This is a genomic window from Streptomyces spiramyceticus, assembly GCF_028807635.1.
GTDB classification, from domain to species: Bacteria; Actinomycetota; Actinomycetes; order Streptomycetales; family Streptomycetaceae; genus Streptomyces; species Streptomyces spiramyceticus.
In genome coordinates this window covers 1,348,272-1,364,793 of the sequence record NZ_JARBAX010000002.1, presented here as the reverse complement: position 1 = coordinate 1,364,793, position 16,522 = coordinate 1,348,272, and the positions used below count along the sequence as shown (strand labels likewise).

At 71.0% G+C, this 16,522-nt stretch carries 12 protein-coding genes and 2 pseudogenes; 1 reads left to right on the top strand and 13 read right to left on the bottom strand.

Going from position 1 to position 16,522, the window contains the following annotated elements; genetic code table 11:
- Positions 1-18: 18 nt before the first annotated feature.
- From PXH83_RS29585 to PXH83_RS29565, 5 genes are all read right to left on the bottom strand, one after another.
- Complete coding sequence (locus tag PXH83_RS29585) at positions 19-1,260, bottom strand: hypothetical protein (RefSeq protein ID WP_274564489.1); 1,242 nt, start codon at positions 1,258-1,260, stop codon at positions 19-21.
- Entirely contained in the window at positions 1,260-1,586 is a 327-nt protein-coding gene (locus PXH83_RS29580; RefSeq protein WP_274564488.1) for a hypothetical protein, read from the bottom strand. Before PXH83_RS29580 ends, PXH83_RS29585 begins: the two co-directional genes overlap by 1 nt.
- A 755-nt stretch (positions 1,587-2,341) precedes the next feature.
- A complete protein-coding gene (locus PXH83_RS29575; RefSeq protein WP_274564487.1) occupies positions 2,342-2,962 on the bottom strand; it encodes an MBL fold metallo-hydrolase in 621 nt (206 codons plus the stop codon).
- Positions 2,963-3,166: 204 nt separating this feature from the next.
- Entirely contained in the window at positions 3,167-3,496 is a 330-nt protein-coding gene (locus tag PXH83_RS29570; protein ID WP_274564485.1) for a hypothetical protein, read from the bottom strand.
- 90 nt (positions 3,497-3,586) lie between these two features.
- On the bottom strand, positions 3,587-4,375 hold the full coding sequence (locus PXH83_RS29565; protein ID WP_274564484.1) for an Fpg/Nei family DNA glycosylase: 789 nt from the start codon (positions 4,373-4,375) through the stop codon (positions 3,587-3,589).
- A gap of 367 nt (positions 4,376-4,742) precedes the next feature.
- On the opposite strand from PXH83_RS29565, the gene PXH83_RS29560 reads away from it, so the two are divergent.
- The gene (locus tag PXH83_RS29560; protein ID WP_274564483.1) at positions 4,743-5,609 is read left to right on the top strand and encodes a GNAT family N-acetyltransferase; all 867 of its coding nucleotides are present in this window, start codon (positions 4,743-4,745) and stop codon (positions 5,607-5,609) included.
- Between the two features lie 96 nt (positions 5,610-5,705).
- Here the strand turns inward: PXH83_RS29560 and PXH83_RS32630 are convergent.
- From PXH83_RS32630 to PXH83_RS29510, 8 genes and pseudogenes are all read right to left on the bottom strand, one after another.
- A pseudogene (locus PXH83_RS32630) lies at positions 5,706-6,156 on the bottom strand (transposase); the annotation flags it as partial.
- A gap of 255 nt (positions 6,157-6,411) precedes the next feature.
- Positions 6,412-6,651 carry a hypothetical protein gene (locus tag PXH83_RS29550; RefSeq protein ID WP_274564480.1) on the bottom strand — a complete coding sequence of 80 codons (240 nt, stop codon included), beginning with the start codon at positions 6,649-6,651 and terminating at the stop codon, positions 6,412-6,414.
- A gap of 307 nt (positions 6,652-6,958) precedes the next feature.
- Positions 6,959-8,249, bottom strand: a pseudogene (locus PXH83_RS32750) (transposase).
- A 358-nt stretch (positions 8,250-8,607) separates the two neighbouring features.
- Positions 8,608-8,835 carry a Trm112 family protein gene (locus tag PXH83_RS29530; protein ID WP_274564472.1) on the bottom strand — a complete coding sequence of 76 codons (228 nt, stop codon included), beginning with the start codon at positions 8,833-8,835 and terminating at the stop codon, positions 8,608-8,610.
- Entirely contained in the window at positions 8,825-9,724 is a 900-nt protein-coding gene (locus PXH83_RS29525) for a DMT family transporter (RefSeq protein ID WP_274565207.1), read from the bottom strand. Before PXH83_RS29525 ends, PXH83_RS29530 begins: the two co-directional genes overlap by 11 nt.
- Positions 9,725-9,739: 15 nt before the next feature.
- Complete coding sequence (locus PXH83_RS29520; RefSeq protein WP_274565206.1) at positions 9,740-10,501, bottom strand: class I SAM-dependent methyltransferase; 762 nt, start codon at positions 10,499-10,501, stop codon at positions 9,740-9,742.
- A 26-nt stretch (positions 10,502-10,527) separates the two neighbouring features.
- Entirely contained in the window at positions 10,528-12,219 is a 1,692-nt protein-coding gene (locus tag PXH83_RS29515; protein ID WP_338054747.1) for a condensation protein, read from the bottom strand.
- The gene (locus PXH83_RS29510; RefSeq protein ID WP_274564471.1) at positions 12,216-16,520 is read right to left on the bottom strand and encodes an alpha-(1->3)-arabinofuranosyltransferase domain-containing protein; all 4,305 of its coding nucleotides are present in this window, start codon (positions 16,518-16,520) and stop codon (positions 12,216-12,218) included. Before PXH83_RS29510 ends, PXH83_RS29515 begins: the two co-directional genes overlap by 4 nt.
- Positions 16,521-16,522 lie beyond the last annotated feature (2 nt).

The window sequence follows — 16,522 nt, the reverse complement described above, 5'->3', positions numbered from 1 at the left end:
CACTTTCGCCGTGGCCGGTCACCAGAGGTTCAGCAATCCGCCGATGCCGTGCGCCGTCGCGGCGGCCTTCGTGCTCTCCGCCGCGTTGTGCTCGGTGCCGTCGTCGTCCACGGCGCCGAAGGTCTCCGCCGAGGAGACGACGTTCGCGGCGGCGTTCAGGCCGTTGGCCTTGATGTCCAACATGAACTTCGCCGAGTTCCCGGCACTGTCCCCGACAGCGTCCCAGGTTGCGCGGGCCTCAGCCCCCGCCGAGCGGCCGACCCCAAGGAGCCCGTCCTTCGTACCGGCCCCGACTTTCCCCAGGAGTGAGGCCCCGTCGGCCGCGCCCTCGAAGCCCTCCTTCGCGGCCACGCCCAGCGCCTTGGCGCCCGGAATGATGCCGACCGTGTCGCCGACCAGGGATGCTATGGCGGCGAACTGGTCCATGCCGCTGCCGTTACCCATCAAATCGCTTCTGAACTTCGGGTCCAAAAGGTTCTTGCCCATGGACACCGCGCTCGCTACAAGTGCGATGGGCGCCATGATCGGAGCCAGAACAGGGATGAGAGCAAGCAGCCCGGCGATGGCACCAATCGTGCCCGCGTGCTCCGCCAGGAACTTGCCGACCGACCCGAGGATGTCGCCGACGCTCTCCCAGAAGCCCTTGTCGGGGGCCTTCTCTGCCGTGCCTTCCAGCGCCTTGGCGACGATCTCGGCGTCGTGGGAGTGCTCGGACTCCAGTTCCTTGATCTTGCGGTTGAGCGACTCGTACTCGTTGTTGGCCTTGGTGAGGGCCGAGTTCGCCTCGTTCAGCTCCCGCTCGGCGGAGCGCAGCCGCGCGGTCGCGTTGTCGGCCTCCTCCTGCGAGGGGAAGGTCTGGTTGGCGAGCTTCAGGTCCGGGTCCTGTGCGGCCTGGTCGTACGCGTTCTTGGCCTTGCCGGCCGCGGCCTTCTTCTCGGCAGCCTCGGCGTCGTACTTCGTGGCCAGCGCCCGGTTGGAGGTCAAGTGGCCGTCCCACTTGTGCAGTTGGGTTGCGGCGCTGCGCAGCGCTGAGGCGGCCTTCTTGAGGTACTTCGGCAGGTCGCCCTCGAGGTTCTTGCGGAACTCCTCCGCCGCGTCGCCCTGCCAGTAGCTGCTCTCGGCGGTGAGCTTCGTCAGCTGCCGGTGCGTGTTCTCGAGCGCCGTCGCGGCTGCGCCCACCTTCTGCTGCAGCTTCGTGACCTCGGCGGGGACGCCAGGTACGGGGTTCCAGCCGATGTGGGGGTATGGGTTCGCGGCCATTACTTACCGCCGCCGTCGCCCGAGGTGCTCTTCTCCGCGATCTGCTTGAGGGCCTTCTCCAGGGCGTCCTCGACCTCTTCGTAGCCCTTCTTGTTGGCCTTCACGCCTTCTTTGATCTCGTCGATCAGTTCCTGGGCCTTTTCGGACCCGTACTGCCATTCGTCCTGGAACTTGTCACAGGCTTCGTCGAGCCGGGGGGTGCCGATCTGGTCGGCGCGTACGTGGTCGAGGGCGGACCGGGCCTCGTTCAGCTCGTCGACGCATTTCTCAAGATTCGTCAGGAACTGCTGGAGTTGCCCGATATCCGTCTTGAAGTGATCCCCCATGGACCGTTTTCTCCCCGCTCGGCTCCCGATGATTCAGGCCCGGGCGACTCAACTGGTCACCTGGGCCTCGTCGGCACCATACATGCGCTCGGCATGCACTCCGTCCCGCGTGCCCGAAGGCGCTCACCAGGGCGGGAAACCGCTACGAGATCTCCACCGTTGTCCCTCACCCCTTCAAAATCGGCGGGGTCGTACGACGAGGCTGAGGAGACCGGCGGCGACGGCGACGACGACGTCGAGGACGACGATCCCGACCCCACGAAGAACACCACACCGAAGCCGTCCGAGAAGCGCTCCGGCGGGGTCCGCACAGCCGACTCGCGAGCACCACGGCCCGGGCCCTTGCCCTTGTACCCGAGGCCGCTCCGTCTTGGGGCTCCAGCATCAAGGCCACACTCATCCCCAGGTCGGCCAGACACAGCCCGATCTGCCAGATCTCTCCCAACGCGGGCCAGAATCCGGCAGGTTGCAGCTCCCGCCCGGACCCGGCCTGCCGCATCTCGACCTTCGCGCCCTCGGCGGCAGTAGGCGGCGCACTGCTGCTCTTCGTCCGTCGCGGGGCGGCAGCCGCGGGGAGTGCCCCACAGAAGTAGCCGGTCCGCTCTTCACGCCATGTCCCGCTCTCGCCGTCCGGCGGCAGCGGCAGGTCCCTCATGTCCAGCGAGCAAGGAGTGTGTCCACTGTGTGTGATGTCGTCGCGCGGGTCCTCGGCCAAGGCCGCGGCACGTCAATGCGTCTTCCCCGCGTGGTGCGCATCAACCACGTTGTTCGGGCAGCAGTGAGTACGTGCGTCCCTCCCGGCCCCATTCGCCCCACTCGGGCGTCAGCCCGGCGTCCATGGCGCGCAGGCACGGCCGTCCAATGTGGGCGTAGACCAGGCGCCGCACCTGGTACCGCGCGGCTTCCCGGCCGACCTCGAGAACGTGGGCGTGGCCGCCGAGCCCGCCTCGGAACCGGATCCGCCGATTCCAGCCGGCGGCCTCCGCGAACATCAGGTCGGCGCCGCTCGCCCAGGACGGAAACTCCCAGAACTCCGGCGCCCATACGGCCGCGACACCGTCGGCCTCGATCCTGTAGCCGCAGGTCGGGTGCGAGGTGTGCGCGACCGGACACGCGTGGATCACGAGCCCGCCCAGTTCAAGATCGGCCGTTCGGGCTTCGACACCACGGTCTGCTGCCATCCTCTTCAGGGCGGAGTGGAGTTCGGCCTGCTCGTCAGTGACCAGCCAGGCGTCCAGTCGCTGCGGCAGATCGGCCCCGGGGCCCGCGTCGAACGCGACCCGGTGGCGGCGGTAGCGCACCAGCAGACCGGCGGGTGCGAAGCGCGGCGAGTTCATCGCGCCCACGCCCAGCAGCGTCAGTCGCAAGTACCGCACCACTGCGCTCACCTCCCGGTCGGGACCCGTACCCGGTGCCTACCCGCCGGTGGGCCGGGTCCGGTGCCTGCTCCGGGCGGACCCGATCCCGTGCCGCCGGCGCCGCCCAGCCCGAACCCGATCCCCAGCCCCTGCACGCTCCGCGACCCGATCCACATCCTCAGCCCGGCCCACTGCCCGGGCCGGCACCGGCCCCAGAGCCCGTCACCCGGGAGGGCCGCGCGCCGCAACACGCTCCGGTAGGAAGCCGTGAAACTGCAGTTCCTCAATCCGCTGTACGAATACCCCGGCACGGTCGCCTCGGTCTACCTCGACACGTCGCGTGACATCGACGAACTCGACCGGGCCATCGGGCTGCGCCGACGGAACCTGCGGGACAGCCTGCGCGCCCACGACGCCGACCAGGCCGCCGTCGACGCCATCGCGGACGGCGTCGGCACCGACCGCGAGGTGGCCGGACGACACGGCCAGGCGATTTTTGCCGCGCACGGCCGGCTGTTCCTGGCCGAGGTCCTGCCCGAGCCGCCCGTCCACGACATCGCCCGGTACCGCATGCTCCCCGCACGCCGCCGCTCGCCCTCCAGCACGCCCGTGAGCCGCACTGGGCTCACGGGCGTGCTGGGGTCATGGGCTGTCCGGCTGGCACCGGGGGCACCACACAGTGCCGCGCCCGCCGATGCGCGTGCGGCTCAGCGGCCCGTCGCAACGCGGGCAGGTCGGGTCGGTGTCATCGCGGCGGCCCGTGAGCCAGGACTTCCGGGTGGGTACGCGGCCGGCGCGCACCGATGAGCGCAGGGTGCGGCGCATCTCGGTGTGCAGCCGGTGGCGCTCGTCGTCGGTCAGCCGGTCGGCCCGGCGTGCCGGATGCAGGCGGGCGCGCCACAGGATCTCATCGGCGAGCAGATTGCCGAGCCCCGCGAGCACGGACTGATTGGTGAGGGCCGACTTGACGCGGCTGCGCCGCCGGGACAACAGCTCGTCGAACTCGGCCCGTTTCACCGACATCGCGTCAACGCCCTGGTCGTCCAGGATGTGCGCCACGTCGGCGTCGGCGTCCTCGGCAAGCCAGAGGCCCTGCAGCTTGCGCTGGTCGCGGTAGCGCAGTTGGTTCCGGCCGACGGTGAACACCACGCGGTCGTGCGGATCGGGCGGGTCCGCTTGGCGGCAGCAGACCAGCTGTCCGGTCATGCCGAAGTGCAGCAACACGGTGGGCCCGTCAGTGCGGGCGAGCAGCCACTTGCCGTGCCGCTCAGGTGCGGTGAACCGGTGGCCTTCCAGATCGCGGCTCAGCCGCGCCGCGCTCACCCCGTGCAGGACGCCCGCGTCATGCACGTCGACCCGCTTGATCCGCTTGCCCTGCGCACAGGAGGCGAGGACCTCTCGGAACCCCTCGACGTCGGGCAGCTCGGGCATGCCATCACCCGCCGATCCTTGTACTCACCCTGTGCGGTGGGCCGTAAGTCCAGGATTGCACCGCGGATGGATCACCACCAGGCGATCACCAGGCCCGCCCGCCACGCGTCGCCCCCTGCGATGACGCCTGTTCCCGGCCCCGCCCGCGTGACCACGATGCTCTCCCACGTCCAGATGCCAGAGCGGCCGACGCCCCGGGCCTGGCCACCACCCCTCCGCCCTGCTGCGCGCCGACGATCGCGAGTCGGTCCAACCAGGCCGTGTCTCTTCGATCATCGGCTGCCTTCCCGAGTCCCCAAACCCGCACCACGCCGGCCGGTCGGAAACCGGGTGCGGACTGTCGGTGCGGTGGTGTGTGATCGGGCGTATGGCGATTGTGTTGGGCAAGCCGGGAGTCGACGGGCTGAGCGAGGCTGTGGGCGTGCTGCGGGAGTGGCAGTACGACGGGGCGCCGATGCAACTGCATCCGGGGGACCTGGGCTGGTTCTGGCGGTCAGGTGCGGAAGCGACCGCCGCGGCGGTCAGGACGTGGAGCCGGGACGGACAGATTCTCGCCGTCGGGCTGCTGGACGGCCCCGGGCTGTTGCGGCTGACGATCGCGCCAGACGCTCAGCGGGAGGAGGAGCTGGCGCAGCAGTTGGTTGAAGACGTGACCGAGCCGGAGCGCGGCGTGCTGCCCGAGGGGAAGGTGAACATCGAGGCGCCGATGGGTGCACTGGTCCAAGATCTGCTGTTGGAGGACGGCTGGAACGCCGACGAGCCCTGGACGCCGCTGCGCCGCGACCTCACGGAGCCGGTGAAGGACCCAGGCGTGCGGATCGAGGTGGTCGGGCCGGAGCAGGCGCACGTGTTTGCCGCCGTACATCGGGCAGCGTTCGACGGGTCGAGGTTCACGGACGAGCGCTGGCACGCGATGGCGGCCGGATTGCCGTACGCCGACGCCCGGTGTCTGGTCGCGTACGACGACCAGGGCAATGCGGTGGCGGCGGTGACGGTGTGGTCGGCCGGTCCGGGTAGGCCCGGGTTGCTCGAACCGATGGGCGTGCACCGGGAACATCGCCGTCACGGCTACGGCGAGGCGATCAGCGTCGCCGCGGCGGCCGCACTCCAGGAGCTGGGCTCGTCGAGCGCGATCGTCTGCGCCCCGAGCTCCAATGTCGGCGCCGTCGCCACCTACAAGTCAGCCGGCTTCCAGCAACGCCCCGAGGTCCGGGACCAATACCGGGACGCCTAGTGCACGCAAGGCACCAGGGCCAGTCATAGCGCGAGTCAGGCCACCGCTCGAAGCGGCACCGAACATGCTCACAGTCGTAGCGGGTGGCGACGGCAGCCGCCGCGGCTGGCCGCTCAGATGGACCTTCGTGGTCAGCCCGCCGCGGGAGCGGCCGAGTGCTTCGCCCGACGCACCGCCTCCGCCAGGAACGGGCGCGGCGCATGTGCGCGCGCATGTGAACTGATCTTTGTACGGCCCCTTTTGAGGTACTGGGCGGTGCCGGTGGCGGAGCTGTTCAGGCCCCGGCGGCGTGCTGGTGTGCGCGGACCGAGGTGGGGTCGATGTTGCGGTCGACGTCGCCCACGGCGTCGGCGACCGCCTGGACGTGCTGGAGCAGCCGCCCCCAGGTGGCGTCGGCCGACCACAGCATGTGCCGTTTGTGGACGGTCTGCCATGAGCCGAAACGTTCGGGCAGCTTGCGCCACTGACAGCCGGTGCTGAGCCGATGAATGATCCCGTTGATCACCTGCCGGTGATCACGCCACCGGCCGCACCGGTTGTTGCTCATGGGCAGCAACGGCTCCAGCAGTCGGAGAGACACCCTCTAGTCATCGCGGCCATTGCGTTCTTCGTTCACTGAGCATTTTGCCGCCCCGGCCGGAGCAGTGGGCGCAGGCCTCCGGTTGTGGTCGGCAGGGCGGTCAGGGAGAGGGGTTCCTGCCCCTTTTCCTGACCGCCCTGGGGTGGATGGGTGGGTGGATGGGTGGACTTCTTCCATGTGCGGTTGTGCGGTTTGTGGGCAGGAACTGTCGTCGGTTGTCCCTCAGTTGCAGAAGTTGAGGATGGGGAGGAGGCCGTTGCCGCACTGGAAGTGCTCCCCGTCCCCGCCGTGGCCACCGTAGGCTGGGGCGGCCTTTGTGGCGACGTGCGTGGTGGGCGTCGCGGCCACGGCGGATGTGGCAGTTGCCACCCCCGCCACACAAGCGATGCCCACGGCGGCACTCACCGCGAATGCTCGCGGGATCCGGGAAACGGCCTTCTTGGGGTGAGGTGTAGTGTTCATGCACTCACCATGCACGCCCTCGCGACCAGTTGCTCGCCGAGCGCATCCGAGCGGGTGAGCACCCCCACAGGACCGGATCAGAATTCGCTTCCAGGGATACGCCGGCCTCGGCTGACCGCGATACGCAGCACCTCGCTCAGTGAGTCTCGGCATTTCATGACGGCTGGTCAGGTCAACTGGTATGCCGTTTTGGCTTGTTGGGCCGGTGGTGGGCAGGGTGAGGGCCCGGCTGTCGCGCCGGGCGGGCGCCGGGTTCCACGGCTCCGGCGGGCTTGTACGGGTTCGGAGAGACGGGGAAGGCTGCTGGTCAGCCTGGGTTCGGCAGGGCGGTGAGCCGGGCCAGGGGCGTTGGTGATCACGTCGGTCCAGGGTCACTTCCCGGCGAGGCGGAGGATGCGGTGGCCGGTGGTGACGAGCTGGGCGGCGGTGGAGGACAGCCGCAGGCGGAGCCGTCGGGGCTCCCACGAGCGGGGCCGGCCGGTCAGGGCGAGCATCGGCATCCAGGCCAGCAGCTCCAGCGCGATCTGGACGATCTGGACGATCTCCAGCCAGATCGGGTTCTGCGCGGCCTCGTAGAGGGACAGGTTGCGCAGGCCGGTGGAGTGGGCGGCCCGGATGCGGTCCTGAGCGCGGGCACGCTGACGGTGCTGCAGTTCCAGCTCCGCGATCGCAGTGTTCTTGGTGTTGGTGGCGAAGCAGGTCAGGCGCATGCCGTCGGCGTCGGTGAAGCGCAACTGGGCGCCGGGGAGCGGGCGTTCCTTGCGGACGTTCAGCCGCATTCCTTTCGGCCAGCCCTTCAGGCAGTCGCCGTCGAGCTCGGCACCCAGCCGCCGTCGCGGATCTCTGCCCCCGGTTCGACGGCTACCGCCCAGGCCGAGGCGGGGATCTTCAGGACGGCGTGGTGGATGGCGTCGGTGATGGTCATGCCGACCGAGTACGACAGCCACCGGCCCCTGGCAGAGTGCCAGTTGACGAACTCGCGGGTTCCGCCGCCGGAATCACACCGGATGAGTGTCCGGCGTCCGCGCCGGTACTTCTTCGGCAGCTGGGCCGGGGCCAGGTCGCGGTGGCATCCTGCTTCTCGGAGTGCGCGATGACAAGCACTCCGTCGAGGTCCACAATCAGCTGCCCGCCCGCATCCGGAGCCGACGGGCCGACCAACTACCAAATGCGCTCGCGGATTCAGCGCGTGACGCCCTGACCACCGCAAGGGCCTTCGGCCCGGACGAGGCGAGGGCGTCGACGAGGCGGGAGACCGTCGAGTCGGAGGCCACCGGCCCGAACACAGCCGGCTCGGCCCGCAGCATGCCCACGCCGCGACGCAGTCCCCACCCAGCGCGACCGCCAGGGGCCACATCCAGCAGGATCTTGCCTGGGTCGTGCACCGTCCGCGGTTTGCGCCACAGCGACAGCGCCGTCGATATCGCCTGATCCCGCCCCGTCCTACGGATGGTCTCCACCAGCAGCACGCCGCCTACCTGACCGACGACCCCGCGGCGGCCGCCCTCGACGCGGGCACATGGATAGGACCCGATGCGCTTCTTCGCCTGGGAAGTGCTTCTTTCCTCGCAACCGACAGGACCTTCGACAAGCCCTATCGTTGCAGGTCAGGAGCACTTCTCTCGTTTTCGATCACACCTCGGACACCGGCCCACGTGAAAGCCCGTGGTTAGTCGATCACTCCGATGCTCGGACTACCCCTCAGCATGACAGGCCAAGGCGCACGAACCCCCGCCTCGCGACCAAGAGACCGCTGCCCATAACTCCAGGTCAACGTACTCGTCCGCGCGGTTTCAGCGGCACCGGCGGGAGATCGTGGGCGTAGTGATCCAGCGTGATCGTCCGGCTGGGGTGGCGAGCCGGCGCGCCAGCGTGACTACGGACCCACCCGCACCGATCGCTTCGGGGCGCATGGCGGTCAATCGTGCCGGTGGGTACAGACGCTCAATTCTGCGTTCAGGCGGAGTCGGGCAGTCCGGCCGGCAGTGCGTCCTGTTCCTGCTCGACGGCGGGCTCGACGACGGGCTCGCCGGAGGAAGGGAGCAGTTGCGGGATGCCGTCGATGATCGGATAGCGGCGGTGCAGGCGCGGGTTGTAGAGAGCGCCCCCGGTCTCGTCGAGGATCAGCGGACCCTTGTCGAGCGGGCAGGCGAGGATCTTCAGCAGCGGGTTGTCAGGCTTCATGGCAGGGTTCCTTCGGATGTGGGGTGGCCGCGTCGTGTCGCGGCAGGGTGAGCAGGACCGTCAGGGCCAACGCGGTGCCTCCGATGCGCAGTAACAGCCGCAGCGGGTCCTCGGGCAGCGGCTCGTCGAACGCGATCGTGCCGCTGACGATGGTGAACACGCAGGTCACCGTCGAGCACACCGGGACGATCAGTGACGCCCGGCAGCGCTGCAGGGCGGTCTGCGAGAGCACCAGTCCGCTGCCCGCTGTCAACAGCAGAAGGTACGGGTAGGGGGAGGCGAGCAGGGCCGGTACGGAGCCTTGGAGGTCCGAGGTGCCCAGGTGCCCGGAGATGCCCTTGATGGCGAGCGAGCTGACCCCGTACAGCAGACCGAGCGCCACCGCGTAGGCCACTCCGGTGGTCGGCTGCCGGTGACGCCGCCGGGCTCGCCGTTCCGCGGCCGCGTACAGGAGCAGTCCGGCCGCGAGTGTCGGCAGGCACAGTGCCAGCAGGATGCCCGGGGGCGCGCTGCGGCTGATCTCCTCGGTGCTCTCGTACAGCGAGGACACCACCATGACCAGTGCCAGCCCGATGACGGCCACCGCGCGCCGCTCACGGCTGGAGGGGCGCTCACCGAGCACCACCGACGAGAGCACCAGCAGGAGGACCAGCCCGGACAGGAACAGTCCCTGGGCGGCGGCGATCGGCAGTGTGCGGTAGACGGCCAGTTGGGCGGCAAATCCCAGGGCGAGCGCCGTGGCCCCGCAGAGCCACAAGGGCCTGCCGGCCAGCAGGAGCAGGGCCCGGCCCGGCTGTGCGGCACTCAGCGGCGGCATGCCTGCCAGAGCCCGCTTCTCCAGGACGAAGCCGGTGCTGTACAGGACATTCGCCACCAGTGCGGCGGCCACTCCCCACACCACGGGCTACACCTTCCTCGCGTGCACCAGGAGGATGGAGGCGAGGGACGGCAGCCGGCAGGCCAAGCGGTCCAGCGGGCGGAGCGGGCGCGGCACTCCGTGGAACGGCGCACCGGCGACCGTCACCACCTCGAACCCACACGCCGCCACGAACTCGCGCAGCGCGCGTGCCGTGTACAGGCGCAGATGGCCGACCACCTCGCTGCCCGGCCTGCCGTGGATGTGGCGCAGACTCACCTCGGAGAACACCGGCTGGACTCCGGCGAGCAGCAGCCCGCGGTTGTACCAGGCGGCGAGGTTGGGCGTGGAGAGCATCAGATGTCCCCCGGGTCGCAGCACCCGGTGCAGTTCGTCGAGGGCGCTGTCGGGGTCGACGAGGTGCTCGACGACCTCGCTGAAGAGCACGGCGTCGGCGCTGCCGGAGGCGAACGGCAGCCCACCGCCGGTCAACTCGCCGCGGACGACCTGGCTCAGGCGCGGCGCCGCCCGGCGCAGCGCGCCCTGCGACCAGTCGACTCCCACGATGTGGTGCCCGTTCAGTTCGCGGGCGGCGGTCGCGGCCGCCGAGCCGTCGCCGCAGCCCACGTCGAGCACGGTCGCAGCCGGGCGGCCGGGCCCGGCGGGCCCGAGCGCATCGGCCAACATCCGGGCCTGGCGCAGACTACGGGCCTCGCCGGAGGCGACGGGGACGGTGGGGTCCTCGTAGAAATCCCGCAGCCCGGGAACGGGCCGGGCCGGCGAAGGTACCGCTGCCTCCGGCGATTTCATGGCGGCGGAGCAGTGGGGTGAGGGGGTCATGACGGCCTCGCATGGTTCTGCCGGGCGGAGCGGGCTCCACCCGGTGTCGGCTCCGGACACAGTGCGTCGCGGTCGTGCGGCCCGCCGGGTCGGCGGGCCTTCCCCCGGTCTCCGGGCGCCTCTGCGTTCGGAGCGGTCGCGTCCGGAGTGGTGGCGTCCGTCTCCGGTACGTCGGCTTCCGGTACGTAGACTTCCGGAACGTCGACTTCCGGTACGTCGGCCTCCGGTACGTCGGCCTCCGGCCCAGAACCCCCAGCGTTCGATCCGGGCCGGGTGACCTGTGCCGTTGCCGAAAGCGCCTGCTCGAACAAGCCGGTCAGGTACGCGCCCGACGCGTCACCGAGCAGCGCCCGCGACCAGCGCAGCGTCACATGCAGTCGCCCGCCGGTGGAAGCCGCTGCCACGCTCAGCCCGCGCGGCATCCGCGCCGGTGCGGAGAACCACACGGCGTTCGCCCGGCCGGCGTCACCGAAGTCCAGCGCGTACGGAATGCGTCCGATATTGGTGACCAGCACCGTCGATGTCCATGGCGCCGCCGCCCGCCGCACGCCACGGGTGAGCGTGCCCCGGATCCCGACCGGCAGAAGCGGCGCGGTCAACAGGCTCGTCCCGGGCCCCAGCGGCGCGCCACGGGCCGACTTGAGCGCGCGGGTGCGCCGAGCGGTGGTGCGCAGCAACCGGGTCACAGCCGCCAGGTCCGGCCGCTCACCGAGCAGCAGGTCCGGGTCGCGCGGGTCCTCGGAGGTCATGGCCACCTCGACGAGCCGGGTTCCGTTCCCCATCGGCATCTCTCTGCCGCGCGGACGGTCGTCGACGGGCACGGTGATCCGCACCGGACCGGCCGGCCGGCCCTGCGAGACGTTCCAGCGGCCCACCATCAGTGACGCGGCGACCAGCAGTTGGTCGTTGACGGTCCACGGCGCGAGCCCGCTGTTCCGACCCACACGCGGCGGAACGGGCAGTTCCGCCTGCAGCATGCCGTTGCCGGCGGCGCGGGCGCGCACCGGCTCGGGGCGAGAGTCCGGCGCGACTCGCACGGGCCGCGCGCACACCGCGCGGCCCGTGCCGCCGGTCGCGGCCGGGGCCTGCCCCGAGGGGTCCGGCCGAACCGGCCCGGGGACGGGGAGAGCGGCCGAGCCGCCGTACTGTTCCGCGGTCGTGGCGAGCACCCGCAGCCCGGACCCTGCGTCGAGAGCCGTGTGATGCATCGTCAGCAGCAGCACGGTCCGGGTCGCCCCCGGCACGCCCGCCTCCGGCGGCTCACCGGCGGCCGTTCCCCCGTCCACCTCGATGACTTCCAGGCGCATCGGCGGCGACAGGGCCAGTGACGGGCATTCCGTCAGGGCCCGCGCGCGGGCGCGGCCCAACGCGTCGGGTCCCGGCCGCGCGAAGCTCACCGGGTCGCTGTCCGGTTCGCCGGTCAGCTCCCACGCGAAGGACTGCCGGTGCCGGCGGCCGGGCACTTCCCGCATCAGCACCCGGGGGTGCATCAGCAGCGCCCGCCGGAACGCGGTCCGCAACCGTGCCGGGTCCAGCCGTCCGGGCAGATGGACCTCGACGTGTACGGTCTCCGGCTCGTTGTCACTGAGGCAGTGCCGCGACACCTCATCGACGGCCGTAAAGGGAATCCGGACCCCGCCGGGAGGGGTTGAGGTCCCCCACCCGGCGGCGGTCCGCGACGAGGTCATGACGGGCCACCGCCTCCTGGACGCCGAGGGAGCGGCTCAGTCCGGTCCCCGGCGCTCATGCTTCCCTGCCGGGCCGTGACCAGCGGTCCGGCTACGGGCGCGTCGGCGCCGCCGTCGCTTTCCGGCGCGTCGGCGCCGCCGTCGCTTTTCCGACCGGCGGCCGCGGACGCCGGGCTTACCGCCGTCACCAAGGCGGCGGACAGGGCCACCAGTGCCAGTACCTGGGCGAAGGCGCTGAACGCGCCTTGTCCGGCGGCGACCGGCTCCCCGGCGCCGACGGCCGCGGCGATGCCCGCTCCGGCCATCGCCACCGCGGCGGTCGGCACCAGGACGGCCGGCCGGAACCGGGCCGCCACGGCGAGTACGGGCACCACCACGGCCAGCGGACCCGCCGCCACCGCGACGACGGCGGTCAGCGCCAGCGTCCCGAGCAGCATCCCGGGGGCCGCCGGTTCGGGCAGCTCCTGGTCCAGGCCGGTGGGTCCGCCGGCGTTGCGCCTGCGGCCCACGAAGGCCAGTGCGGCCAGCGCGGCGAGCGCGATCACACCGCCGATCAGGGCGGCCCGGTACGGCCCGGAGGGCTCGAACTCCAGGTTCACCGTGCCGGACACCCCGGCCGGGACCACCCAGGCCTGCTGCCAGCCGTCGAGCCGCACCGACTCCAGCTCCGTGCCGTCCAGGGTGGCCTTCCAGCCGTCGTTGGCGTTCTCGTAGGTCTGCAGGTACGTGGCCTCGCCGGAGCCGGCCGACACCGACACGGTCCGGCTGTCGTCGGTCCACTTGGTGACGGTGGCCTCGCGGCCCGCCGCTCCCGCGATCTCCTGCGGGGTGCCCTGGGTCAGCGTGACGTCGGTGATCGCCAGCGGACCCGCGTCACCCGCCTCCACCTCTTGCTTTCCGGCCGGAAGGTCCAGGGTGCCGTCCTTTTCCTCTCCTGCGCAGAGTGCGACGGTGACGGGACGCCGCTCGGTGAGGTCCCGGACGGATCCGGAGGCCTTCGTCTTGTGCAGGACACCGCCGACGGCAAGGTCCGGGCCCTCACCGCACGGCAGCGAGAAGCGCGCGGACGGCTTCGGACGCGGCACCCGCAGGTCGGCCAGCGCGGGAACGTGGACCTCACTGAGCCCGACCGGCAGCTGCAACTGCGCGTCCGCCACCGGATTGTGGACGGTGAGCGGGGCGACCCTGCTGACGGTGATGTCGAGCCGGTTCGTCTCGATCTCCGGGAAGCGCACCCGCCCGTTCTCGTCCACATCAGCCGTCGCGGCGCCGTGCGGCGAGCTGATCAGCACCTGCTCGGGCCGGGTGGACACCCCGCCCGCCGACGCCAGGATGATCTCGTCGACCTTCTCCTTCTTGGGCCAGCTCAGGTGGACGACCGGCCGGTCGCCCGCGATCCACGCGGTCGTCAGATCACCGTCGACCAGGTTGCGGGCGCTGAGTGACATGCCGTTGCGGCTGGTGGAGTCCGCGGTGGCCGTCAGCCGGTTCTTCGATCCCGGAGCCGAACGGTCCAGCAGTTCGTCCAACGGGCCGCCGGGCACGGCGACGGCTCGCGCCGACACCTTGTACTCGCCCGCTTCCTGGGTGCTGAACTGCCGGTGCAGTCCCACCTCGGCCGATACGGGCGACAAGCCGCCCGCGTCGGTGCCGCGGTGCAGGGAGTACACGGTCGCCGCCGCGTCGTTGCGCTTCGCGTCGGCGGGCAGCGCCAGCATGCGCGTCACCTGCACATCCGGGATCGACACCTCGGAGAACCCGGCCCCGGACAGGCCCGGCCGCGCCTGCTGCGCGGCAAGGACGGTGATCTTCATCCAGGAGGCCTCGCCGACGGGCGCCTTGACGGTCTGCGGCCGGCCGTTCGTCTGCAGCGGGCTTTCGGCCGAACCGCGGTCGGTCTCGATCCGCACCCGCGTGGGCGCAGCGCGCATGCTGTCGCCCGGGAGGGGCGTCAGCTGGATGGAGGCCGGAATGTCGGTCGGCCCGGAGAAGTCCACCTTGAGCCACTGACCGGCCGGCTTGCCCGGGCTGCCCTCGGCCCACGCGGTGTCCGGGTTGCCGTCGAAGGCGTTCACCGGGTCGTACTGCGGCAGGTGGAACAGCCAGTTGCCGCTGCTGGAGGCCGTCACGGACGTCGCGCCGCGCAGGTCGGCCGTCGTCTGGTGATCGGTGCCCTCCGACGGCAGGATCTGCTTGGGCTTCTCGCCCGGGTTCTGCAGGCTGCCGGAGTGATTGCGCTCGTCCGGGGTGTACGTGTACGAGGTGTTGTTGTTGACCAGGCCGAACCGGGTGTCGGCTCGGCGCAGCCCGTCCGCGACGGCCTTCACCGGTGCGGTGACGCCCTTGGGAAGACTGTCCCCGGCCAGTACGGCCGGCCGGTCGGCCATCGAGGGATCGGCCGACAGCTGGAGCAGCGCCTCGGGTCCGCCACTGACCACGGCCGTGTCGGCCGCGGCCGACACACCGACCCTGTCGGGACGCCTGTCGCGGTCCTGCGGCTGATAGATCTCCACGGACTGGAGCCGCGGATACAGACCCTGCACCTGCAGCGGGGTGTCGGCGGCGATGCGCCCGCCGGTCACGAGCGGGCCGAACCCGGCGACCTTGCTGTAGCCGGACGATTCCAAGGTCCGCTTCACCGTCTGCGGCGGGACATAACCGATCTGGTCGGGGTCGAGGTCATTACGCACGACCACTTCATGCATGCCGGCCCGTGCCAGGTACGCCTGAAGGCCCGGAACCTCGGTGCCGGACAGCAGCGCCTGCTCGACGGCGTCCGTCGCACGGCGTGAGCCGGGTGTACCGAAGGGGACGAAGTCACGCTGTGCCCAGGGCGTTTCGGCCAGCACGTCAAACGGCTGGTCGATGGGGGAACCCCAGGTGTAGATGCCGTGCGCCGTCGCCGGTACGACCATGGCCCGGCTGTTCGGGGCGTTGTCCTTGAGCCAGCCGGCAGCCTTCTCCCAGTGGGTGGGCAGCTTGGTGAAGGCGCCGGGCTGCAGGATCGAGCCATTGAGGTACGGCAGGGCCAGGCCGGGCAGTACCAGCGCCGCCACCACCGCGGGCGCCCAGCGGCGACCGGGACGTGCGCGAGGACTTCTGCTCACGGAGAGCACAGCCGTCAGGTGGGCCAGTCCGAGGGCGAGCGCGAGGGCCAGTCCCGGCTGGAACTTGTAGATGTTACGGAAGGGCTTCAGCGACCCGTTCAACCAGTCCTGCACGACACCGTGGAACGGACCGCCGAAGGCGCCGCCGTACCCGGCCAGCGTGATCAGGACGACGGCCAGGACGGTCAGCAGCAGCCAGCGGCGCTCCGGCAGGTCCCGGCGGGCCAGGCCCGCCAGCCCCAGGGCCGCGGCGAACGCCGAACCAAGGACGGCGATGACGGAGGCCGCGACTGTCCAGCCGGCCGGCAGCCACGCCTCACCGAAGTTGAGATACGCCACCCAGTTGCCGGCGCCGCGCAGCAGCTCGGTCGCGGACATGGTGGCGGTGGTGGTGTCGGCCTGCTCGACGTACGGCATGAAGTTCTCGCCGTGGACGGCGAACAGGAGCAGCGGCACCACCCACCACACGGTGGCCAGCACGACGCCCGGTATCCACCAGCCCAGCAGCGCGCGCCGACGTCGGCCGGCCGGGCGGCTGAGCAGGTACAGACCCACGGGCAGCAGCGAGGCCAGCGTCGAGGCGGCGTTCACGCCACCCATGAAGGGGATCAGCATGGCCGAACGTGCGGCGGCTGTACGGGGGCTCAGCGCCGCAGAGGTCAGCGGCAGCAGCACCCAGGGCAGCAGGGCACCGGGCAGCGCGGCGGCGGAGGTCGAGCCGATGACGATCGTGAAGGTGGGCCACAGCGCGTATACCACCGCACCGAGCAGACGGGTCGCGGGCGTTCCCACGCGCAGCCGTTCGGCGAGCCTGAGCGCACCCCAGAAGGCGGCTGTCACGATGATCGACAGCCAGAGCCGCTCGGCCAGCCACACCGGCACCTGGAGCAGGTCCGTGAACGCGTAGTAAGGGAGCGCCGGGAAGGCGTAGCCGATGTACTGGTTGGCTATGCCGCCGAGGCCCATGTTGCCGTTCCACAGCGAACCGAGGTCGCCGAGGAAGCGCCCGGGGTCGAGGGCGACACCGAGCTTGGTCTCGAACGTCATCTTCCCCGGTGACACCGCGAGGAAGGACACCAGCACGACGGCCCAGAAGCCGAACAGCAGGCGTCGTCCGCGCGGCGCCCCGGACGCCTCGGCCGGCGTCGGGCCGGGCTGCGGCGCCCGGGTGGGCGCCTGGACCGTAGTGGTCATGA

Excerpts from the sequence above, each read along its gene's own strand:
- PXH83_RS29530 (WP_274564472.1), bottom strand. The coding sequence starts at position 8,835 with ATGAAGCCTGACAACCCGCTGCTGAAGATCCTCGCCTGCCCGCTCGAC.
- PXH83_RS29510 (WP_274564471.1), bottom strand. The coding sequence starts at position 16,520 with ATGACCACTACGGTCCAGGCGCCCACCCGGGCGCCGCAGCCCGGCCCG.
- PXH83_RS29520 (WP_274565206.1), bottom strand. The coding sequence starts at position 10,501 with ATGAAATCGCCGGAGGCAGCGGTACCTTCGCCGGCCCGGCCCGTTCCC.
- PXH83_RS29550 (WP_274564480.1), bottom strand. The coding sequence starts at position 6,651 with ATGAACACTACACCTCACCCCAAGAAGGCCGTTTCCCGGATCCCGCGA.
- PXH83_RS29565 (WP_274564484.1), bottom strand. The coding sequence starts at position 4,375 with ATGCCCGAGCTGCCCGACGTCGAGGGGTTCCGAGAGGTCCTCGCCTCC.
- PXH83_RS29580 (WP_274564488.1), bottom strand. The coding sequence starts at position 1,586 with ATGGGGGATCACTTCAAGACGGATATCGGGCAACTCCAGCAGTTCCTG.
- PXH83_RS29515 (WP_338054747.1), bottom strand. The coding sequence starts at position 12,219 with ATGACCTCGTCGCGGACCGCCGCCGGGTGGGGGACCTCAACCCCTCCC.
- PXH83_RS29560 (WP_274564483.1), top strand. The coding sequence starts at position 4,743 with ATGGCGATTGTGTTGGGCAAGCCGGGAGTCGACGGGCTGAGCGAGGCT.
- PXH83_RS29585 (WP_274564489.1), bottom strand. The coding sequence starts at position 1,260 with ATGGCCGCGAACCCATACCCCCACATCGGCTGGAACCCCGTACCTGGC.